The organism is Micromonospora sp. CPCC 205554, from assembly GCF_036902745.1.
GTDB classification, from domain to species: Bacteria; Actinomycetota; Actinomycetes; order Mycobacteriales; family Micromonosporaceae; genus Micromonospora; species Micromonospora tulbaghiae.
In genome coordinates this window covers 1-21,330 of record NZ_JBAKHP010000002.1, presented here as the reverse complement: position 1 = coordinate 21,330, position 21,330 = coordinate 1, and the positions used below count along the sequence as shown (strand labels likewise).

Below are 21,330 nucleotides of genomic sequence, written 5' to 3'. Positions count from 1 at the left end.
ATGACCGCGACCGCTTCCGGCCACCCGGGCCCGGCGCGTCTCACGCCGCGCGACGAACAGTCGTCGGCCGTACCGGACCTGGCGTCACTGCAACAGCGTGCCGCGCAGCGCGCCGCCGAACGGGCCGGCGGGCGTGACCGGCTGCGCGGGCACATCGTCTGCGACGGCCTGGTGCGCATCTTCAAGACCGAGGGCGTCGAGGTCGTCGCCCTCCAGGGCCTCGACCTGGTCATCGACCGGGGTGAGCTGGTCGCGATCGTGGGCGCCTCCGGCTCCGGCAAGTCGACGCTGCTGAACATCCTCTCCGGCCTGGACACCCCGACCGCCGGCATCGCCCGGGTCGCCGACTACGACCTGCTGTCGCTGTCGAACAAGCGGCGGCTGGCGTACCGGCGGGACGTGGTCGGCTTCATCTGGCAGCAGACCGGCCGCAACCTGCTGCCGTACCTGACCGCGCTGGAGAACGTGGAGCTGCCGATGAAGCTGGCCGGACGGGCCGGCGGCGGGCGCAAGCGGCGGGAACGGGCCCGTGAGCTGCTGGACATGGTCGGCGTCGGCTACTGCGCGGACCGCCGGCCGGGCCAGATGAGCGGCGGCGAGCAGCAGCGCTGCGCGGTCGCCGTGGCGGTGGCGAACGACCCGGAGATCCTCTTCGCCGACGAGCCGACGGGCGAGCTGGACGAGGCCACCGGCGCCGAGGTCTTCGCCGCGCTGCGCACCATCAACGCCGAACTGGGGGTCACCATCGTGGTGGTCACCCACGACCACGCCGTGGCCGGCCAGGTCCGCCGTACCGTCGCGATCCGCGACGGCCGGACCGCCTCCGAGGTACGCCGGACCGCGCGCGTCACCGCCGACGGCGGCACCGAGATGGTCAGCGAGGAGTACGCGGTGCTGGACCGCACCGGCCGGATGCAGTTGCCGGCGCAGTTCGTGGAGGCGCTGTCCCTGCGCGACCGGGTCCGGCTCAACCTGGAACCCGACCACGTCGAGGTGCGCCCCGGCGACCGGGCGCACGGCGAGGAGAGTGAGTGATGACCGACCAGACAGTGGTGCTGCCGGCGGTGCCGGCGTCGGCCGTCGAGGACGTGGTCCGGGTCGAGGGGGTGAGCCGCACCTTCGGCAAGGGGGAGCACGCCGTGCACGCCGTGCGGGACGTCTCGTTCGCGGCGGGACGCGGTGAGCTGGTCGCCGTCCGGGGTCGCTCCGGCGCCGGCAAGACCACACTGCTGAACATGGTCGGCGGCCTGGACCGGCCGGACGCCGGGCAGATCCGGGTGGCCGGGCACGACGTCACAGCGGCCGGTGAGCGGGAGCTGCTGTCGCTGCGCCGGGGCACCATCGGGTTCGTGTTCCAGACGTTCGGCCTGGTGCCGATCCTGTCCGCGGCGGAGAACGTGGGGGTGCCGCTGCGGCTGGCCAAGGTGCCGGCGGCCGAGCGGGAGCAGCGGGTGGCGGTGCTGCTGGAGCTGGTCGGGCTGGGCGGGCACGCCGCGCAGCGCCCGTACGAGCTGTCCGGCGGGCAACAGCAGCGCGTGGCGGTGGCGCGGGCGCTGGCTAACGAACCGGACCTGCTGATCGCCGACGAGCCGACCGGCCAGCTCGACTCCGAGACCGGGCGATCGATCATGGACCTGCTCCGGGCGGTGGTGCACGCCCGGGGCATGACCGCGCTGGTCGCGACGCACGATCCGGCGCTGATCGAGCTGGCCGACCGGACGCTGACGCTGCGCGACGGCCGGCTCGTCTCGGAGGGCTGACCCGTGCGCCGGGCCGCGCGCCTTCGGGTGGCGGCCCGGTGCCGGGTCGCGGCCGGGTCAGAGCGCCAGCTTCATGCCCTCGTGGCTGGCGACGAAGCCCAGGTCACGGTAGAACCGGTGCGCGTCGGCGCGCTGCTTGTCGGTGGTGAGCTGCACCAGCGCGCAGCCGCGTACCCGGGCCTGGTCGATCGCCCAGCGCATCATCGTCCCGCCCAGCCCCCGGCCACGCCGGTCGGAGCGCACCCGCACCGACTCGATCAGGCAGCGTTCGGCACCGTGCCGGCCCAGCCCGGGGATGTACGTGAGCTGGAAACAGCCGACCAGCTCCCCGCCGTCGTCGGCGACGATCAACTGGTTGCGCGGGTCGGCGTCCAGGTCGGCGAAGGCCCGCTCGTACGCCTCGTCCACCTCGGGCAGTTCGCGGGTACGCCCCAGCACGTCGTCGGCGAGCAGCGCGAGCACGGCGGGCAGGTCGGCGCGGACCGCCTCCCGGAAGATCACCTCGGTCACCCGGCCAGCCTGGCACAGTGCCTTGCGCCGGTGGGGCCCGGGCGGCGTCCCGACGCGGCGTCCGGTCGTGCCGTCCGGTCGCGTCGCCCGGTCGCGTCGCCCGGTCGCGGCGTCCGGTCGTGCCGTCCGTGGTCAGTCGCGGTCCAGCCAGCTCCGTAGCGCCCACCACCAGTGCACGGTCTCCGGCACCGTGCACCGCGCGCCCTCCTCGACCGGTGGCCCGCCGGTCAGCTCCCGTAGCCGCCGCAGCCGGTAGCGCACCGTGTTCGGGTGGACGTGCAGCGCGGTGGCGGTCTGGTCCAGCCGCTGGCCGTGGTGCAGCCAGGCGAGCGCGGTGCCGGCCAGCTCCCGGTGGAAGTCGTCGGCCGGGTCGAGCGCGCCGAGCAGCGTGCCGCGCAGCAGTTCGGCCAGCAGCGGCTGGGCGGCCAGTGCGGTCTCCCCGGCCAGGTCGGTGACCCGGCACAGCCCGCGCAGCCGCCGGTTGGCCGCTGTGGCCAGCGCCGCCAGGCAGAGCGCGTACATGGCCGGGGCCCGCTCCAGCGGCTGCGCGGGCGCCACCAGCGTCAGCAGGTCCGCCGGTACGGCGTCGGGCGGTCGCGGGAGCAGCCCGGCCAGCCGGTCCCCGACCGTGCCGAGCAGGCCGCCCCGCGTGGTGAGCTGCCGGCGCAGGGCGTACGCCCGGACCGGGTCCGGCGGCGCGGCGACCAGGCAGTGGTAGCGCCCGTCCGGCCGCAGCCCGAACCGGGTCAGCTCGGCCGGCGGCAGGCCCGCGGGGCCGTCACGCAGCAGCCGCCGCAGCAGGTGCGCCCGCGCCGCCGCGCCGGTGCGTACCAGTTCCCGTTCCGCGCTGCGGTGCCCGTCGACCACCGCCCGCTCCACCGCCGCGGCGTACCGGCCGATGGTGAGCAGCCCCTCCAGCAGCACCTCGTCGGGGATGCCGGCGGCCCGGCCGTGCCGGACCACCAGCTCCACCGCCCGGTCCCGCCCGGCCTGGACGCCGCGCAGCAGCCCGGCGACGGAGACGCCCTGCGCCGCCCGGTCCGCGCCCAGCCGGCGGGCCTCGGCGAAGTCCCGCCCGGCCGGATCCTCGTGGCGTTCCAGCGCGCCGAGACCGCTGGTCAGCAGCAGGACGACCTGGCGGCGTACCTCGTCGGCGGGCAGCCGGGCCACCTCGGGGGAGTCCGCGCGGGCCGCCCGCGCCACCTCGTCGAGCGCGGCCGGATCGGCGGACAGGTCGCGCAGCAACGCGCCGAACGTCGGGGCCTGTCCGGTACGGGTCATCGGCATCCGCCGCCCTCCGGTTGTCGACGCGGCACAACCGGGCCGCGCGGGCCTTGGCGTCAGCTCCCTAGCCCTGGCGGCCGGCCGGTTGCTCTCCTGGTTGTTACCGCAAGGTAACACCGCTCGCGCCACTGAGAAACATCGATGTCCTACCGGCTGCCAGGAGGCGTCCATGACACCCGTGCCACAGCGCCCGTCCCGCTCCCGCCGACGCGCCGGCCTCGCCGTGCTGGCCGCCCTCGCCCTGGTCGCGCCGGCGCCGCTGGTGACGGCCCCCGCGCCGGCCACCGCCGCGGTCGCGCTCCAGGAGGTGATGTTCGTCGGCAACAACTGGGACGGCACCGCCGACCTCATCCGGTCCCGCGGCGACTACGCCAAGCTCGGCCGGATCAACGTGATCCCGGACCGCGCCGCGCGGCTGCGCGAGATCTACCTCAACCCGATCAAGCTGGCGTTCTTCCTCGGCATCCGGCAGGGCCCGGGGGAGGGCCACGACCAGCTCATCGACGACATGTACACCACGCCGGACGGCACCGCGCTCGTGGTGTCCCGGCCCAGCTTCGCCGACGTCGTCTCGATCGACCTGGCCACCGGCGCGCTGCGCTGGCGGTTCCCGGTCTCCGGCTACCGCGCCGACCACATGGCCGTCTCGCCCGACGGCACCCGCGTCGCGGTTTCCGCCTCCACCTCCAACACGGTGCACGTGCTGGACATCCGCACCGGCGCGCAACTCGGCTCGTTCGGCGCCGGCGACAAGCCGCACGAGAACATCTACACCGACGGCGGCACCCGGCTGTGGAACATGTCCATCGGCGAGGTCAACACCGACCTGGACGCGCCGTGGCTCGACTGGACCAAGGGCGACCGCCGGATCACCGTCGCCGACACCAGCACCCACCAGGTGGTCAAGGTGATCGACATGCGGGACCGGCTGGACGCCGCCGGCCGCCGGGACCTCTCCGACGCGGTCCGCCCGGCGGTGTTCACCCCCGACGGCAGCCGGCTCTACTTCCAGGTGTCGTTCTTCAACGGCGTGGTCGAGTACGACGTGGCCACCGACCGCGTCACCCGCGTCGCCACGCTGCCGAAGAACCCGGCCACCAGCGAGGACCGCACCACCTGGGTCAACGACTCCCGGCATCACGGGCTGTCGATGAGCCCCGACGGCACCCGGGTCTGCGTCGCCGGCACCATGGACGACTACGCCACCGTGATGGACCGGGCCACGCTGCGGGAAGGTCCGCTGGTCTCCGCGAGCAAGCCCTACTGGGCCACCGTCAGCGGGGACGGCCGGGACTGCGTGATCTCCGAATCCGGCGCGGACCAGGTCACCGCGATCAGCTTCGCCACCGGGCAGAAGGTCGCGAGCGTCCCGGTCGGCGACCACCCCCAGCGCGTCCGCATCGGGCACATCCCGGAGGGCTGGACGCCCCCGGCTGCCGGCTGACGCCCGGCCGCACCGTCACCGGGCGGGGCAGCGCAGCCCCTCCCGGGGGACGGTGAGCGAGATCAGGTACGCGTCGACGGCCGACGTCACGCACGACGTCTGCGGGTAGGCGGTGTGCCCCTCGCCCTCCCAGGTCAGCACTCGCCCCACGCCGAGCATGGACGCGAGCGCGGGCGTCTGCTCGTACGGCGTGGCCGGGTCGCCAGTGGTGCCGACCACCAGGATCGGCGGCGCGCCGTCCGCCCGGCCGGTCGGGTACGGATCCCGCTCGCCGGGCCACTCCACGCAGCCCAGCATCCCCACCGCCAGGGCGGGACCGAACAGCGGATATTTCTGCCGCCACTGCGACTGCAACGAGCGGACCTGCTCGCGGGTCGGCTTCTCGGTCTCGTCGGCGCAGTTGACCGCCAGGTTGGCGTCGAACAGGTTGGAGTAGTGCCCGTCGGGCTCGCGGCCTGCGTACGCGTCGGCCAGCTTGAACACGCCGTCCGGGTCACCGCCCTGCAGGTCGTCGATCGCCCGGGCCAGCTCCTGCCAGCCCTGCTCGGTGTAGAGCGACGAGATCACCGCGTAGAAGACCCACCCGGCGGTGGCCCTGCGGCCGTCCTGCGCGCGTACCGGGGAGGCCTTCGCCTTGGCGATCGCGTCCGTGACCGCACCCCGGGCGTCCGGGGCGATCGGGCAGCGGCCGGCGTTCGCCGCGCACCACCTGGTGAAGTTGTCGAACGCCCGCTCGAAGCCCTTCGCCTGGCTCTCCGACCCGGCGATCAGCTTCTGCTGCGGGTCGACCGCGCCGTCGAGCACCAGGGCGCGGACGCGCTGCGGGTAGAGCTGCGCGTAGGTGGCGCCGAGCAGCGTGCCGTAGGAGTAGCCGAGGTACGTCAGCTTGTCGTCGCCGACCGCCGCGCGGACCGCGTCCATGTCCCGCGCGGCCTGCTCGGTGCCGTAGAGCGGGAGCTGGTCGCCGTACTTCGCGCCGCACCGCTCGCCGATGCGCCGGTTGAGGCCGACGAAGCCGTCGAACGACGACTGGCTCTCCGGGTCGGGGTCGTAGCCGAAGCTGGCGTCCAGGTCGGCGTCGGAGATGCACTTGACCGGGCTGGACCGGGCCACCCCGCGCGGGTCGAAGCCGACGATGTCGAACCGGTCCGTGATCGCCGTGGGCAGGCCGCCGAACGCCGGGCCGAAGGACAGGTAGACGGCGGTGTCGACGCCGGACGCCCCGGGACCGCCCGGGTTGATCACCAGCGAGCCGATCCGGTCGCGCTGCTTGGTGGAGCGGGCCCGGATCAGCGCGATCTCGAACGTCTCACCGGCGCCCGGACCGGCGGTCGCGCCGGTGGTGGCCCCGGTGCCCCAGTTACGCGGCACGGCGATCCGGGCGCAGTCGTAGCGCATGTCCGCCGCGCCCCGCCCGACCAGCTCGTCGGGCACCTCCGGGCAGGCCCGCCACTGTGGGGCGGTGCCCGGCGGGGCGGCCTCGCCCTCGCTCTCGGCGCGCGGGGCGAACGCCGGCAGGGTGCAGCCGGCGGTGAGCACCACCGCCGCGACGAACGCGGCCAGGGCGGGCCGGAACCGGCGGGTCCGGTCGGGGAAGCGGGTCACGTGGGCGCCTTCCATGATCGTGTCGACCGTCAGGCTACGCCCGGCCGCGGGTGTCACCGACCGTCGCCGCCGGATCGCCGCGCAGCACCTCGTCGACGTCGTAGCGGATCGGGCGGTCGAGCTGGCCGTAGTCACAGGAGCGGGGATCACGGTCGGGACGCCAGCGCACGAACCGGGCGGTGTGCCGCAGCCGGTCGCCCTCCATCGCGTCGTACGCCACCTCGATCACCAGATCCGGACGCAGCGGCTCCCACTCCAGGTTCTTGCCGCCGGTCCACCGGCTCACCCCGCCCGGGATGCGCTGACCCCGCTCGTGGTCGCCGTGCACCCACGGGTGCTCGCCGCCGACGTCGCGGTACGGCTCCAGCTCGTCGAGCAGCTCCTTGCGGCGGGCCATGGTGAACGAGGAGCTGACGCCGATGTGGTGCAGCACGCCGTCGTCGTCGTAGAGGCCGAGCAGCAGCGAGCCGACCACCGGACCGGACTTGTGCCAGCGGAAACCGGCCACCACCGCGTCCATGGTGCGCGCGTGCTTGACCTTGAACATGAGCCGCTTGCCCGGCTCGTACGGCAGGTCGGCCGGTTTGACGATCAGCCCGTCCAGCCCGGCGCCCTCGAACACGTCGAACCAGCGGCGGGCCGTCTCCGGGTCGGTGGTCACCTGCGTCACGTGCACCGGCGGGCGCACCCCGGACAGCGCCTGCTCCAGCCGCTCGCGGCGCCGGGGATAGGGCTGGCCGGTGAGCAGCTCGTCGTCGATCGCCAGCAGGTCGAACGCGACGAAGTCGGCCGGGGTGGTCTCGGCCAGCATCTTGACCCGGGAGGCGGCCGGATGGATCCGCTGGGCCAGCAGCTCGAAGTCGAGCCGCGGCTGCCCGCCCGGGCCGTCCCGGCGGATCACGATCAGCTCGCCGTCGACCGCGCACCGGGGCGGGAGCTGCCGCCGGGCCTGCTCGACCACCTCGGGGAAGTAACGCGTCATCGACTTGCCGCCCCGGCTGGCCAGCTCGACCTCGTCGCCGTCGCGGAACACGATGCAGCGGAAGCCGTCCCACTTCGGCTCGTAGGTCAGGCCGTGATCGGTGGGCAGGTCGGCCACGCTCTTGGCCAGCATCGGCTCGACCGGAGGGTTGATCGGCAGGTCCACGGCGACCAGTCAACCAGACGCCACCGACAGTGGTGAGGCAGATCACCGCCGGTGGCCGGGCGGCGTGTCCCGCCCCGGCCACGTTCGTCACCGTCGCCCGAATGGTGAAACCGCAGGTCAGAGCTACCGTCGCGGCGTGCCGGAGTGGAGTTGCGGATGCTGCGGGCGCTGGCGGGTCAGCGTCGAGCTGATCCGCGGCCGCTACCGCTACCGGCTGGCGCACCGCTACCCGCCCGAGCACGGCGGCGGCGCGAACGTCCTCGGCGAGGTCGGTTCGGTGGCCGAGCTGGAACGCCTGCTGAAGCGGTACACCCCGGTCACCCTGGCAGACCTCCACGAGGCCGCCTGACCCCCGGCGGTTGCGGCCGGGCGGCGGAACACCCGGCCCTGCATCTCCGCGGCCCCGCGAGCCGCCGATCTTGGAGTTGTGGCACCTCGCAAAGGTGGCGAGCGGGACATCCTGGGCGCCACAACTCCAAGATCGACGAAAGCGGGCGAGGGGCGAGCGGGCGAGCGGGCGGGGGGGGCGGCGAGGCTCGGGCATAGGCTGAGTGGACCGTCCACGGGGGAGGAACGCCGATGCGGTTCACCGAGTCCGTCGAGATCGCCGCCGACGTCGAGCGGGTCTGGGCGGTGCAGAGCGACGTCGAGCGCTGGCCGGAGTGGACGCCCTCGGTCACCGCCGCCCGGCGGCTGGAACCCGGTCCGCTGGTGCTCGGCTCGACCGCCCGGCTGGAGCAGCCCCGGCTGCGCCCGGCGGTGTGGCGGGTCACCGAGATCGAGCCGCCGTACTCGTTCGTCTGGGAGTCGGCGAGCCCCGGCGTGCGCAGCCGGGGCGAGCACCGGCTGGTGCCGCTGGAGGACGGGCGCACCCGGGCCGAGCTGGTCCTGGTGCAGACCGGTCCGCTGGCCGGGCTGATCGGGTTGCTGGCCGGCTCGATGATGCGCCGCTACCTGCGGCAGGAGGCGGACGGGCTCCGGCGCCGCTGCGAGGCCCGCTGACCGGCGCCGGAGCGGACGCTCAGGTTCCGCCGGAAGACCCGGCCGCCTTCTCCAGCACGGCGAGGCGGTTGCCGTTCTCGTCCGGCCGGTGCGACACCACCCGGTAGCCGCGGCCCGCGTACAGGGACAGGTTCGCCGCGCTGTCCGCGCCGGTGAACAGCGCGAACCGGGTCACCCGGCCGGCGCAGGCGTGCTCGACGGCGTCCAGCAGCCGCCCGCCGACGCCCCGGCCCTGCTGGTCCGGCGCGACCGCGAGGCGGCCGACGTGGGCGGTGTCGCCGTCGACGCGGGCGCGTACCGAGCCGACCAGGCGGGTGCCGCGCCGGGCGGCGAGCACCACGTCCGGGCCGGCCAGCGCCGCCCGTACCTCGTCCAGCGTCTCGGTCAGCGGGGGCAGGAACACGTCCCGGTAGCGCTGCGCCTCCACCAGGTACGCGGCGCGCTGCACGGTGAGGATCTCACCCGCGTCGGCGGGGCCGGCGGGGGCGATGGTCACGTCGGTCACCGGCTCAGCTCACCACAGCGCTCCCGAGCCGCCGTACGCTGGCGGGGGTGTTCTCATCAGCGTGGAGGTGACCGGCGTGCCCGAGCTGACGTACCCGGAGGTGGGCGCGACCCGCGACGGCGGCCTGCCGGCCGGTTACCACCACCTGCGCCACCGGGTCCGGCTGCCGGACGGCGGTTTCCCGCTGGCGGCGGACGCGGTGCTGGGCTGGCGGCTGCACCGCGCGGCCGGGGTGGTGATGCGCGCGGACGCGCCGCGCGCCGCCCCCGGCGTACGGGTCACGCCGGGGCTCGGTGTCGGCCCGGTGCGGCTGTGGGGCCCGACCGAGGTGGTCTGGACGGTGGACGAGCCGGACCGGGCCGGGTTCGGCTACGGCACGTTGCCCGGGCACCCGGAGGTCGGTGAGGAGGCGTTCCTGGTGACCCGGGGCGCCGACGGCGTCTGGTTCGAGGTGACCGCGTTCAGCCGCCCGGCCCACTGGTACGTGCGCGCCGGCGGGCCGGTCGTGCTGGGCTTCCAGCGGGCGTACGCCTGGTGGCTGGGGCGGACGCTGCGGCGGCTGTGCCGGCGGCGCTGAGCGGTCAGTAGCGGGCGAAGGAGCGGATCGGGACGCGCGGACCGTACTTCGGCGCCTGGACACCCGCCGCCTCCAGCAGCACGCACACCCGGCCGCGGTGCCCCCGGAACGGCTCCAGCAGCGCCAGCATCCGGGCGTCGTCGCCGCGCGGCTCCCCGGCCAGCGCCCACGCCACGGTGTTCGGCACGTGGTAGTCGCCGACGCTCACCGCGTCCGGATCCCCGTACGCGATGCGCACCACCTCGGCGGCGGTCCACGGCCCGATGCCGGGGATCGCGGTGAGCCGCCGGGTGGCCTCCGCCGAGTCGGCGCAGCGTTCCAGCCGGTCCGCGACGGCCGCCGCGCGGCGCAGCGTGTCGGCGCGCCGCTGCTCGACGCCGAACGGGTGGAACACCCAGTACGGCGTGGCCGCCACCGCGGCGGGCTCCGGCGGCAGCAGCAGCGGTTGCAGCGGGCCGGGCGCGGGTTCCCGGAAGTGCCGGACTGTGGCGGCGTACGCCCGGTACGCCTCCTTGCCGGTGACCTTCTGCTCGAAGACGGCCCGCAGCAGCCGGGGGAAGATCTGGCCGGTGGCGGGCATCCGCAGCCCGTGGTGCGTGTGGGCGAGCCGGGCCACCAGCGGGTGCGCGGCGGCGAGCGCGGCGAACCCGGTCAGGTCGTCGCACAGCCCGGCGATCCGGTCGGCCCGGTCGATCACCCGGGCCGCGCCCGGGCCGTACCCCTCGGCCAGCAGCTCACCGGCTTCCGGGCGCAGCGCCAGCGTGGCCGGGCCGTCCGGGGTGCGGGTGGCCCACCAGAACGTGCCGGCGGCGATCCGCGCGCACGGGTCGTACGGGCTGAACGTGAGCGCCCGCACCGACGGGGCCAGCCGGTAGCCGGCCGGCGGGCGCAGCGTACGGCGGGCGTCGGGCGAGGTCACCAGGCCACTCTGCCACGCGGCCCGGCCGTGACGCCGGGCACGCCCCGCGTGCCGGGAGGCGGGCCGATGCCGGTACGTCCCGCCTCCCGGGTCCGCGACGGTGACCGGCCGCGCCCTCCCCGGCGGCGACCGGTCACCGTGTCCTGGTGCGTCAGTACGAGTAGTCCGAGCCGCCGCCGGAGCTGTCCGAGCTGCCCGCGGCGGGCGGCGCGACCGCCTTGGGCGTGCCGGTCGGCAGGCAGGTCAGGTTCTTCTTGCCGTTCGGGTCGACCACGAACCAGGTGCCGCCGACGCCCTGGCCCTTCCACTGGCCGGGCTTCTTGTCGCCGATGTAGCGGTAGACCGGCCAGCCGCCGATGGTGAGCTGCCGGGTGCCGTCCTGGCGGGTGATGGTGCCGACCTTGTCGTCGGAGACGCCGCGCAGCTGCGGGTTGCCGTCGGTGAGAGACGGCGGCCACACCTCGGCGCACTTGTCCACGCAGTTGGACTGCGGCGGGTCGTCGGAGTCCTTGTCGAACCGGTACAGCACCCAGCCGTCCTGGTCGGTGACGACGCGGCCCATCCGGGGCAGCTTCTTGCCGACCAGCTCGTCGGTGATCTTCACGTTGGACGGGGGCGCCTTGTCCGCGACCGGCTCCTCGGGAGCCGCCGACGCCTCCGGTTCGGCCGCCGCGGTGGGGTCGGCCGCGGCGACGGCGACCGGCTCGGCCGCGCCCGAGTTCGCCCCGTTGTAGCCTGCGGGGGCGCAGGCCGTAAGTGCGACCATCGCGCTCGCGACGATGACGGTCGTCCGCTTGTGGTGTGCCACGTGCCCTCCTCGTTCTTGGCAAGTTCGCCGAGTAGTACGGGCGCGGCGCTGTCAAGGTTGAACCCGCAACGGTGGCACATTTCACAGTGGACCGATTGAACCGATGGGCGCCGGAGTGCGTGCGTCAGCACGAGGGGGTCCGCCGACCCGGGCACGACGCGACGGCGCCGGGTGGCTCAGCCACCCGGCGCCGCTCAGTGTTCGATCAGATGTCGTCCACGGTCACCAGCGGGCTCGCCACGCCGTTCGCGTCGACCGACTGCACCTGGAGCTTGTCGATGTCGCGCAGCGGGGCCGAGGTGGACGCGCTCAGCTCCAGCGGAAGCTGGTTCTGGTTCGTCCCGTAGCCGCCGACCGGCACCGACCAGGTGGAGATCACCTCGCTCGTGGCGTTCTTGCGGACCACCACCAGCCGGCACGTGCGCGGCCCCGGCAGGCGGCTGAGCTGCACCGCGATCTGCGTGCCGTACTCCTTGCGGGCCAGCCACATCGTGGTCTGCACGCCGGTCGCCGGGTCGGTGGCGTTGTGCTGGTCGCCCTCGATCTCCTCTTTCCCGCCGACACCGGGGGCGTTCGGGTCGCCCGGCTCGCCGCTCGGCGCCGCCGTCGGCGCTCCCGGCGTCGGCCCCGCCTGCGGCGGCGCCGGTTCGTCGCCGAGCATCCCGGCCGCCACCGCGCTCACCCCGCCGAACACCACCACGGCCGCCGCCGTCGCCAGCAACTGCCGCACCCGGGTACGACGGCGGTCCCGCCGCACCGCCATCAGCGTCCGGTCCAGCAGCGCCGGATCGGTGTGCGTCTGCTCCAGCGCGGCCATCGCCTCGCCGTCGATCCCGGAGAGCAGCCCCACCACCGGGACCATCGTCTCCAGTTCCGCCGCGCAGGCCCAGCAGGTGGCCAGGTGCTCCTCGAACCGCTCCGCGTCCTGCGGATCCAGCACGCCGAGCGCGTACGCGGCGACGTCCATGTGATCGGCCCGGCTCATTCGGTCACCCCCCTCTCCTGCAGAGCCGTGCGCAGCGCGCGCAGCGCGTAGTAGACCCGCGACTTGGCGGTACCGAGCGGGAGCCCCAGCTCCTCGGCCGCCTCCGGCACGGTGCGCCCCCGGAAGTACGTCGCCACCAGGATCTCCCGGTGCGACTGGCTCAGCGTACGCAGCGCGTCCGCGACGGTCATCGTGCGCAGCACCCGGTCGGTGCTGTCCGACTCGGCGAACATGGTCAGATCCCGGTCGTACGTCTCGGGCGGGCGGGCCTGCTCACTGCGGTGCTCGTCGATGGCGATCCGCCGGGCCACCGTCACCAGCCAGGGGCGCAGTGAGCCCTGGCCCTGCACGCCGAGCCGGTGCGCGTTGCGCCAGGCCCGCAGCAGCGTCTCCTGCACGATGTCCTCGGCGCGCTGCCGGTCCCCGCCGGTCAGCCGCATCACGAACATCAGCAGCGGGCCGGCGTGCTCGGCGTACAGCAGGCGGATCAGCTGGTCGGAGTGGCTGGCCTCGGCGGAGGTCGCCTGGTGGCGTCCGGGAGCGGGTCGCGGCGGCACCGGGTCATTCTGGCGATCCGTGGACCGGGCGTCGACCCCCCGGCCCGAACGCGAGGCGCGCGAGTGTGGTTGCGCCCGGGCGAACATCCACTCGGGCCGCGCCACCTCGCCGTGCCAGCCGGCCGCCACCGCATGCATGCAGACCTCCGCTGTCCAATGACATCAGCCGGCCCCCCACGGGCATGGCCGCCCGGTGATACGCAGCGATCAGCGGATCGGATCAACGTTTGACCGAAAAAATTCCCGGCGGTGGGGGAGTGGAGTCGACGGCGTCCGCGTCGTGGACCACCGCCGCGCCGCCGGTGAACCGGTCCAGCTCGGTGCCGGCCAGCACCCGGCCGGGGAACCAGTCGCCCGCCGCCCGCCGGGTCAGCTCCGGCACCGGCGGCTCCACCCGGGACGCCACCAGCACCAGGTTGCCGTAGCGCCGGCCGCGCAGCACCGCCGCGTCGCCGACCAGGCAGGCCCGGGGCAGCACGGTACGCACCGTCGCGACCTGTGCCCGCGCGTGCCGCAGCGGCGGGCCGTCGGCCACGTTCGCCAGGTAGCTGCCGCCGGGCGCGAGCACGCGGGCCACCTCGGCGGCGTACTCCACCGAGGTCAGATGTGCGGGCGTACGGGCGCCGGCGAACACGTCGGCCACGATCACGTCGTACGCGCCGTCCCGGCTCGACGTCAGCGTCGCCCGCGCGTCGGCGACCCGCACCTTCAGGCGCGGGTCGGACGGCCAGGGCAGCTCCCGGCGGACCAGCTCGACGAGTGCGCCGTCCACCTCGGACACCCGCTGCGTCGAACCGGGCCGGGTGGCCTGCACGTAGCGGGGCAGTGTGAGCGCGCCGCCGCCCAGGTGCAGCACCCGCAGCGGTGTCCCGGGCGGCGCCACCAGGTCCAGCGCGGCGGCGAGCCGCCGGACGTACTCGAACTCCAGGTGCGACGGGTCGGTCAGGTCCACGTGCGACTGCGGCGCGCCGTCCAGCAGCAGCGTCCACGAGCCCGGGCGGTCGGCGTCCGGCACCAGTTCGGCATGCCCGGTGTCGACGTCGGCCGCCACCCGGTCGGAGTCGCGTCGCCGGCCCATCAGCGCCGCATCCCGCGCGCCGCGGCGGTGAGCACCCGGTGCAGCAGCCGGGCGTCGCCGAGCATCCCGCGCAGCCGGCGTTCCAGCCCGGCGATCGGCACCAGGTTCTGCGGGGCGCGCGGATCCTTGTACGGGGTGGAGGCGAACCGGGGCAGCGTCACCAGCGACAGGTCGGCCAGCGCGATCGCCTCCGGCACGGTCAGGTCGGCCGAGCACTCCACCCGGACGATGCCCGCCCAGGGCGCGCCGGCGCGCACCGGCAGCCGCAGATACCACGACCAGCCGCCCCAGGCGGTGCCCAGCCGGAACACCGGGCACCGCTCACCCGGCGCCAGCCCGGTCACCACAGCGGTCAGCCGGGCGTCCAGGTACTGGCTGTGCTGCGTCTTGATGTACCCGAGCGTGCGCGGCAGGTTGCGCCGGCTGCGCAGCGGGCCGTCCACCACCAGCAGGTCGCCGTCGGTGCGCACCGCGTCGGAGACCGCCACCTCCAGCGCGGTCAGCGGCGCCTGCACCGCCGCGGGCAGCTTGCTCAGCTCACCGGTGCCGCTGACCCGGTGCACCGGGTAACGGACCGAACCGGCGACCACGTCCTGCGCCGACGGGCTCGCCGTGAACAGGCCACGGCCCACCCGGGCGCCGGCCATCTCGGCGGCGCCCCGGTCCAGGTCGCAGCGGACCACACCGGCCGCGTACGAGGCGGCGATGCCGGGGAACGAACCGCCGTCCTCCTCGGCCGTCCAGACGCTGGCGTCGATCCGGCGTACCCCGTCGACGAGCAGCACCACGTCCGGTGCCCGCACGCCCGCGCGAGGGCCGATCGCCCGCCAGTCGGTGGCCGGCAGCTCGACGTCGGCGTCGACCTGGGCGCTGCTCGGCGCGGCCGGCCCCGACCCGCCCGCCGCCTCGAACGACGCGCCGTACGCCGGATCCCAGGCGTCGACGAAGAACGCCGGCGACTGTGACGTCACAGGCCGGTCCGTTCCACGCGGGCCGTCCGCGCGTCCTTGCGGACCTCGAACCGGACCGGGATGCGCTCGGCCAGCGCCGGCACGTGGGTGACCACGCCGACCATCCGGTCACCCCGGGCGGCCAGGTTCTCCAGCGTCGCCGCGACCGTGTCCAGCGTCGCGGCGTCCAGCGTGCCGAAGCCCTCGTCCAGCACGATCGACTCCAGGCTCGCGGCGGTGGTGGACATGCCGGCGAGCTGCTCGGACAGCGCCAGCGCCAACGCCAGCGACGCCTGGAACGTCTCCCCGCCGGACAGCGTCCGCACCCCGCGCCGCAGCCCGGCGTCGTGGTGGTCGACCACGAAGAACTCACCCTTGTCGTGCACCAGGTCGTACTGCCCGCCGGACAGCTCCCGCAGGATCCCCGACGCGCCGTCGACGAGCAGGTCCAGCGCCTCGGTGAGCAGCCAGCGCTCGAAGTTGTTGGCCCGCAGGTGCGAGGCGAGCGCCCGCGCCACCCGCGCCTCGTGCTCGTGCCCGGCCCGCTGTTCCCGCAGCTCGGCGGCCTGCTCGCGGCGCTCGTCGAGGCGGCGCAACTCCGCCTCGGCCCGCTCCACCGCCACCGCCACGTCGCGCGGCGCGTCCTGCGGCGCGTCCAGCCCGGCCGCGCTGAACAACGCGGCGATCCCGTCGGCGATCTCGGCCGCCGCCCGCTGCGCCGCCTCCACCGAGGCGGCCAGCCCGTCGCGGTCCGTGCGCCGTGCCTGCGCCTGCTCGCCGGCCCACCCGGCCAGCGCCGCCCACGCCGCCGCCACGTCGTCGCGGTCCGCGGCCGGCGGCCCGAACCGGGCCAGCCCGTCGCGTACCGCGTCGAAGTCACGCCAGGCCCGGCGCAGCCGCTCCTGCGCGGCGTCGAGTGTGCCCCGCGCCCGCCGGGCCGCCTCCCGGCCGGCCCGCACCGCGCCGGCCGCCTCCTCCAACGCGGTCCGTAGCCGCGCGTGCTCGGCCAACGACTCGCGCAGCCGCTCCGGCGCGGGCGCGTCCGCGAGCTGCTCGTCCAGCTCGGCCAGGCGCGCGCCGAGCTGGTCGTGCTGGGTCCGGGCGCGCAGCAGCACGCGGTCCAGGTCGCGCGCCGCGGTGTCGCGTTCCTGCACGACCCGCTTCGCCGCCTCGCTCGCCGCCCGCGCCGCCTTGCCCGCCTCGATCGCCCGGCTCACCGCCGAACCCTTCGGCACCGCCGGCACCGTGGTGACAGTCTGCTCGCACACCGGGCAGGGCGCGCCGCCGACCAGGTGCGCCCGCAGCGCCACCGCCTGGTCGGCGGCCTTCGCGTCCTCGTGCGCGCGGAACGCCGACTCCAGCTCCGTCTCGGCCCGCTGCGCGTCCGCCCGCGCCGCCGCCAGCGCCGCCACCGCCGCGTCGTGCTCGGTCCGCGCCGCGTCCACCGCCGCGCGGACCGTCGCCGCCTCCGCGGTCAGCCGGTCCCGGTCCGCGTACGCCTTCAGGTGCAGCCGCAGCGCGCTTTCGTCACCGGCGGCGGCCAGTTCCCCGCGCAGCTTCTCCTCGCGCTCCTCGGCCAGCCCGACCGCGGCCGCCGCCTCGTCGGCGGCAACCCGGGCCTGCGCCACCGCCCGTGCCAGCTCGGCGGTGCCCTCCGGCGGCCGCACCCCGGCCAGCACACCCAGCTCGGCGTCGAGGGCGGCCAGCGCCGCGGCCCGCTCACCGGCCGTGGCCCGGGCCCGCTCCCATTCGGGTACGGCGGCAGCGACCGCAGCGGCCAGCTCCCGCATCGCGTCCACCCGCTCCCGGGCGGCGGCCAGGCTCTCGTCGTCGACGTCGGCGAGCCCGCCGAGCATCTTGTCGACCGTCTCCAGCTTCGCCTCGGCCTGCCCGGCCCGCTCGACCGCCTTCTTCTGCACCGACTCGTAGACACCCAGCCCGAGCAGGTTCACCAGGATCTGCTGGCGGGTGGCCGGCTTGGCGTGCAGGAAGTCGGCGAACTGACCCTGCGGCAGCACCACGCAGGAGGTGAACTGCTCGTAGGGCAGCCCCACCGCGTCCAGCACCGCCTGTTCCATCTCGGCCGGGGTGCCCGCCACCACCTCGCCCAGATCCTCCGGGCTGAGCCCGGTGTCGAGCTTGGTGATGTCGAAGCCCGGTGGCATGAGCTGGAGACCGGCGTTGGCCGTCTTCACAGTGCCCCGGCCGTCGCGGCGCACCACCCGGGTCGCCACGTAGCGGTCCCCGGCGGACTCGAAGACCAGCCGGACCCGCGCCTCGGTCGCCGACGGCGCCAGCGCGTTCGCCAGCCCCCGGGTGCCGCCCCAGCGCGGCACCGTGCCGTAGAGCGCGAAGCAGATCGCGTCGAGCACCGTCGACTTGCCCGAACCGGTCGGCCCGACCAGCGCGAAGAAGTCGGCGTCGGTGAAGTCGACGGTGGTCTCGTCGCGGAACACCGTGAACCCGGCCATGTCCAGTCGCATCGGCCGCATCAGTGCTCCACCTCCTCGAGCAGCTCGTCGAAGAGTTCCCGGACACCCTCGTCGGCGTGCCCGCGGCTGTCCAGGTAGTCGCCGAACAACTCACCCGGCGACCGGCCGGCCCGCTGGGCGGTACGCGTCCCGCTGCCCGGCGCGGGCACCAGCTCCGGGTCGATCCGGATCTCCAGCGCCCGGGGCAGCAGCTCCTGCACCTCCTCGCGCAGCCCGGCCCGGGGCTGCTCCCGGACGTAGACGCGCAGCCACCCCTCCGGCGCCTCGATCTCGGCGAGCTGCGCGAGCGTGCCGCGTACCGTGCGCAGCGGCACCGCGCCCGGCACCGGCACCTCGCGGATGCGGGCGGCCGTGGTGGCGGTCACCTCCACGACCGTCACCGAGCAGACGTTCTCCTGCTCGCCGAAGTCGACGGCGAGCGGGCTGCCGCTGTAGCGGATCGGGCACGGGCCGATGACCCGCTGCGAACGGTGCAGGTGACCCAGCGCCACGTAGTGCGCGTTGCCCGGGAAGACGGTCGCCGGGACGGCGTACCCGAGCACCGTGTGCGCGTCCCGCTCGCCGCCGCCGGTGCTCGCCCCGACCACGGTGAGGTGCGCGGTCACCAGGTGCACCCGGTCCGGCTCGGCGAACCCCTCGGCGAGCCGCTCCAGCACCCGACCCAGGTGGTCGGCGTACGTCTGGTTGGCCTCGGCCGGGGTGAGCGTGTACATCTCCACCGCGCGCACCGCGTACCGCTGGGACAGGAACGGCAGCGCGGCGACCCGCCAGCGCTCCCCGCCGGCGGTGACCCCGTCGACGACGTGCTCGTCCGGGTTCTCCCGGACGCTGCCACGCAGCGTGATCCCGGCGGCCTCGGCCCACGGGCGCAGCGCGTCCAGCGCCGCGCCGTTGTCGTGGTTGCCGCCGATCGCCACCACGTCGGCCCCGGTGCGCCGCAACGCGGTGAGCGCCCGGGTGACCAGCCGGGTCGCCTCCGGTGTGGGCGCCGCGGTGTCGTACAGGTCACCGGCGACGATCACCAGGTCCGGCCGCTCGCGCTGGGCGATCTCGATCACCTGGGCGAGGACCTGCTTGTGCTCCTCGGCCCGGGACTGCCCCTTGAGGACCTTGCCGACGTGCCAGTCGGAGGTGTGCAGGATCTTCATCTGGGTGCCGCCTAGAACGGGATGTCGTCGTCGGAGGAGCCGGAGCCGACCACCGCGAACGGATCGGCGGCCTGCGTGATCGACCGTAGCGTCTCCGAGGGCGCGCGGCCCGCCTCCGAGACCCGGGTGGCCCACGCCGGGAACGGGAACTCCAGGCACAGCGGCACCGGGATGTCCGGCTGGTTGACGAACATCGTGCCCGGCTTGGCCAGCAGCGCCCGCTGCCGCTGGGCGGGCGGCAGGAAGCCGTACTCCGGGCGGGACGCCTCGGCCGGGTCGAGCCGGCCCACCACCCGGATCGCCGAGTTGGTGACGATCCGCCGCTCCACCTCGCTGGCGGTCTGCTGCGCGCCGACCAGGATCACGCCCAGCGAACGGCCCCGCTCGGCGATGTCGAGCAGCACCTCCTTGATCGGCGACGAGCCCTCCCGCGGCGCGTACTTGTTCAGCTCGTCGAGCACGACGAACAGCAGCGGCTTGGCCGTGCCGGCCTTCTCCTTGCGCTCGAACTCGCTCTTGAGCGTCACACCGACCACGAACCGCTGCGCGCGGTCCGGCAGGTTGTGCAGGTCGACCACAGTGACCTGGGCACTCTCCGCCGTGTTGATCGAGTGCGGGCGGCGGGTCGCCAGGTCGCCCCGGATGAGCCGGCCCAGGTCCTTCTTGCTGCCGATGAGCCGGCGGGCGAACGCGTTCACGGTGCCCAGCCCGACCGCGCTGCCGGCCCACTCGCCGCGCGTCTCGTCGTCGTTGAGCTGCTCGACCACGTGGTCGACCAGGTCGGCGTACGAGCCGAGCCGCACCCCGTCGATGCTGACACCGCCGTCGGCCGGCTGCGCGTAGCGGGCCAGGTGGGCGGCGACCGAGTGGACCACCATCGTGTACTGCTGGCGCTCGTCGTCGGCGTCGGCGAACACGTACGGCAGGAGCCGGTCGGCGCAGAACTCGGTCAGCGTCCAGTAGAAGCTGTCCACCCCGGTGAGCCGGCTGCTCACATCGGGCGTGCCGGAGGAGTCGCCGACCCGCGGCGGGGCGTACACCCGCACGTCCGGGAACGCGCCGGCGTCCAGGCCCAGCTTCGCGTACGCCGCCCGGGTCGGGTCGTCCAGCCGGCTGTTCGGGTGGTCGAGGAAGAGCAGGTCCTCGCCCTTGACGTTGAAGATCAGCGCCTTGGCGTTCACCGCGTCGCCGCCCAGCACGCCGGAGCGGAACACCGAGTAGAGCAGGAACGTGGCGAAGCTCGTCTTCGTGGCGACACCGGAGATGCCGGAGATCGACACGTGCGCGCCCCGGGTGCCGTCGAGGAAGTCGGCGTTGAGGTAGACCGGCACGCCGTCGCGGCCCATACCCATCGGGATCCGCCGTTCCATCCGGTCGAAGTGCAGCGCCCGCGCCCGCGCGTCACCCTCGGCCCGGTGCACCACGGCGCCCGGCGTGGGCGGCACGTAGAACTCCGGGTCGACCCGTGTGGTGGTGACCTCGGCGGCCTCCTGCACCTGCGCCGGCAGCGTGCCGTCGGCGATGGCGAAGACGTCGGAGTCGAACTGCGCCCCCTCGTGCCGGGCGCGCACCTGGGTCACCACACCGGCGATCGTCACCGGCTCACGGTCGGGCAGGTCGCGGCGGGTCACCACCACGTCGTCGAGTTGCAGGTAGCTGCCCGGCGCGACAGCCGTCCAGAAGGTGAGCGGGGTGGCGTCGGCGGTGCCGAGCACCCGGCCGACACCCTCGCCGGGCCCGTCGAGCTGGTCGTCGGTCATCGGCGGTCTCCGGTCGGCTGGTCGTACCGTTGGCGGTGCACGTCGTGCATCCTGCCCGAGGGATGCGACAGGTTGCCACGCGACGCGGCGGACGCCACGCCACCCTTGCGCCGAACGGTAGCCAGCCGGATCCGCCCGATCACGATGCGTGCGTTTCCTCCACGTTCGCCTCCTCCTCCTTCCTTCCTCCTCCTCCTTCCTTCCTCCGGCTCCCGCCTTCCGTCGTCCGCCGCCCGCCTTCCGCCGCCCGCCTTTCTTCGTCGGCCTTCTGCTGACCGCCTTCTGTCGTCCGCCTTCCGTCGCCCGCCTTTCGTCGTCCGTCGCCCGTCGCCCGTCGCCCGTCGACTCGTCGCCGGCGTCCGGGCGGTCCGCCCGCTGACCGCCGGAGGTGTCGTAGGTGTCTTCCGAGGTGACGTCCGGCACCGTGCAGCCCCAACCCCGGCCGCTCGATGGAACACCATGGGTGTCTCCGCAAGCCCATGGCACCCGTGGCGTTCCACCCACCACCTGCCCCGTCCACGATTCGGCGATGCTGGTACGTGCCGTCCCGACGCGCAGGACTGATGTCCCGCTTGCCGGGATAGCGCGAAGATCTTGGTACGAAAGCGCCCCCATAGGGGCCGTTTGCTACCAAGATCTCGCGAGCCGCGAGCCGCGAGCCGCGAGCCGCGAGCCGCGAGCCGCGAGCCGTGGGCCGCGAGCCGCGAGCCGTGGGCCGCGAGCCGTGGGCCGCGAGCCGCGAGCCGTGGGCCGCGAGCCGCGAGCCGCGAGCCGTGGGCCGCGAGCCGCGAGCCGCGAG

Annotated in this window: 20 protein-coding genes; 6 read left to right on the top strand and 14 right to left on the bottom strand. The window is 74.7% G+C overall.

What is annotated here, in order from left to right:
• Positions 1–1,035, top strand: a complete 1,035-nt coding sequence (locus tag V6U82_RS03115; RefSeq protein ID WP_128138787.1) for an ABC transporter ATP-binding protein — start codon at positions 1–3, stop codon at positions 1,033–1,035.
• Entirely contained in the window at positions 1,035–1,760 is a 726-nt protein-coding gene (locus tag V6U82_RS03110; protein ID WP_128138786.1) for an ABC transporter ATP-binding protein, read from the top strand. Before V6U82_RS03115 ends, V6U82_RS03110 begins: the two co-directional genes overlap by 1 nt.
• Positions 1,761–1,817: 57 nt before the next feature.
• Here the strand turns inward: V6U82_RS03110 and V6U82_RS03105 are convergent, their stop codons facing one another.
• On the bottom strand, positions 1,818–2,270 hold the full coding sequence (locus V6U82_RS03105; RefSeq protein WP_334459057.1) for a GNAT family N-acetyltransferase: 453 nt from the start codon (positions 2,268–2,270) through the stop codon (positions 1,818–1,820).
• A gap of 132 nt (positions 2,271–2,402) precedes the next feature.
• Entirely contained in the window at positions 2,403–3,551 is a 1,149-nt protein-coding gene (locus V6U82_RS03100) for a helix-turn-helix domain-containing protein (protein ID WP_334459056.1), read from the bottom strand.
• Positions 3,552–3,723: 172 nt separating this feature from the next.
• On the opposite strand from V6U82_RS03100, the gene V6U82_RS03095 reads away from it, so the two are divergent.
• Positions 3,724–4,998, top strand: coding sequence for a YncE family protein (locus V6U82_RS03095; RefSeq protein ID WP_334459055.1), 1,275 nt, complete (start codon positions 3,724–3,726; stop codon positions 4,996–4,998).
• Between the two features lie 15 nt (positions 4,999–5,013).
• On the opposite strand, the gene V6U82_RS03090 is transcribed toward V6U82_RS03095, so the two are convergent.
• Both V6U82_RS03090 and V6U82_RS03085 read right to left on the bottom strand, forming a co-directional pair.
• Positions 5,014–6,618 carry an alpha/beta hydrolase gene (locus V6U82_RS03090; protein WP_334459054.1) on the bottom strand — a complete coding sequence of 535 codons (1,605 nt, stop codon included), beginning with the start codon at positions 6,616–6,618 and terminating at the stop codon, positions 5,014–5,016.
• Positions 6,619–6,637: 19 nt separating this feature from the next.
• Positions 6,638–7,750 (bottom strand): ATP-dependent DNA ligase, encoded by a 1,113-nt coding sequence (locus V6U82_RS03085; RefSeq protein WP_334459053.1) that lies wholly within the window; start codon positions 7,748–7,750, stop codon positions 6,638–6,640.
• A 136-nt stretch (positions 7,751–7,886) separates the two neighbouring features.
• Between V6U82_RS03085 and V6U82_RS03080 the strand changes: the two genes are divergently transcribed.
• Together V6U82_RS03080 and V6U82_RS03075 are read left to right on the top strand one after the other, a co-directional pair.
• A complete protein-coding gene (locus V6U82_RS03080) occupies positions 7,887–8,099 on the top strand; it encodes a hypothetical protein (RefSeq protein ID WP_334459052.1) in 213 nt (70 codons plus the stop codon).
• A gap of 230 nt (positions 8,100–8,329) precedes the next feature.
• Complete coding sequence (locus V6U82_RS03075) at positions 8,330–8,752, top strand: SRPBCC family protein (RefSeq protein ID WP_334459051.1); 423 nt, start codon at positions 8,330–8,332, stop codon at positions 8,750–8,752.
• A 19-nt stretch (positions 8,753–8,771) separates the two neighbouring features.
• Here V6U82_RS03075 and V6U82_RS03070 read toward each other — a convergent pair whose 3' ends face one another.
• Positions 8,772–9,257 (bottom strand): GNAT family N-acetyltransferase, encoded by a 486-nt coding sequence (locus V6U82_RS03070; protein ID WP_334459050.1) that lies wholly within the window; start codon positions 9,255–9,257, stop codon positions 8,772–8,774.
• Positions 9,258–9,312: 55 nt separating this feature from the next.
• Between V6U82_RS03070 and V6U82_RS03065 the strand changes: the two genes are divergently transcribed.
• Positions 9,313–9,834, top strand: a complete 522-nt coding sequence (locus V6U82_RS03065; RefSeq protein ID WP_334459646.1) for a DUF1990 family protein — start codon at positions 9,313–9,315, stop codon at positions 9,832–9,834.
• Between the two features lie 4 nt (positions 9,835–9,838).
• Here V6U82_RS03065 and V6U82_RS03060 read toward each other — a convergent pair whose 3' ends face one another.
• From V6U82_RS03060 to V6U82_RS03020, 9 genes are all read right to left on the bottom strand, one after another.
• Entirely contained in the window at positions 9,839–10,753 is a 915-nt protein-coding gene (locus tag V6U82_RS03060) for a DNA-3-methyladenine glycosylase family protein (RefSeq protein ID WP_436970421.1), read from the bottom strand.
• A gap of 151 nt (positions 10,754–10,904) precedes the next feature.
• A complete protein-coding gene (locus V6U82_RS03055) occupies positions 10,905–11,561 on the bottom strand; it encodes a COG4315 family predicted lipoprotein (protein ID WP_128138412.1) in 657 nt (218 codons plus the stop codon).
• 205 nt (positions 11,562–11,766) lie between these two features.
• A complete protein-coding gene (locus V6U82_RS03050; RefSeq protein WP_334459048.1) occupies positions 11,767–12,546 on the bottom strand; it encodes an anti-sigma factor family protein in 780 nt (259 codons plus the stop codon).
• Positions 12,543–13,241, bottom strand: a complete 699-nt coding sequence (locus V6U82_RS03045) for a sigma-70 family RNA polymerase sigma factor (RefSeq protein WP_013284847.1) — start codon at positions 13,239–13,241, stop codon at positions 12,543–12,545. The genes V6U82_RS03050 and V6U82_RS03045 overlap by 4 nt, the downstream gene beginning before the upstream one ends.
• Before the next feature lie 82 nt (positions 13,242–13,323).
• Positions 13,324–14,181 carry a spermidine synthase gene (locus V6U82_RS03040; protein WP_334459045.1) on the bottom strand — a complete coding sequence of 286 codons (858 nt, stop codon included), beginning with the start codon at positions 14,179–14,181 and terminating at the stop codon, positions 13,324–13,326.
• A complete protein-coding gene (locus tag V6U82_RS03035) occupies positions 14,181–15,152 on the bottom strand; it encodes a hypothetical protein (RefSeq protein ID WP_334459044.1) in 972 nt (323 codons plus the stop codon). The genes V6U82_RS03040 and V6U82_RS03035 overlap by 1 nt, the downstream gene beginning before the upstream one ends.
• Positions 15,149–17,623 carry an SMC family ATPase gene (locus V6U82_RS03030; protein ID WP_334459042.1) on the bottom strand — a complete coding sequence of 825 codons (2,475 nt, stop codon included), beginning with the start codon at positions 17,621–17,623 and terminating at the stop codon, positions 15,149–15,151. Before V6U82_RS03030 ends, V6U82_RS03035 begins: the two co-directional genes overlap by 4 nt.
• Positions 17,623–18,771, bottom strand: a complete 1,149-nt coding sequence (locus V6U82_RS03025; RefSeq protein ID WP_334459040.1) for an exonuclease SbcCD subunit D — start codon at positions 18,769–18,771, stop codon at positions 17,623–17,625. The genes V6U82_RS03030 and V6U82_RS03025 overlap by 1 nt, the downstream gene beginning before the upstream one ends.
• Before the next feature lie 11 nt (positions 18,772–18,782).
• Positions 18,783–20,531: an ATP-binding protein gene (locus tag V6U82_RS03020; protein WP_013284852.1), complete on the bottom strand. Its 1,749-nt coding sequence runs from the start codon at positions 20,529–20,531 to the stop codon at positions 18,783–18,785.
• Between the last annotated feature and the right edge of the window lie 799 nt (positions 20,532–21,330).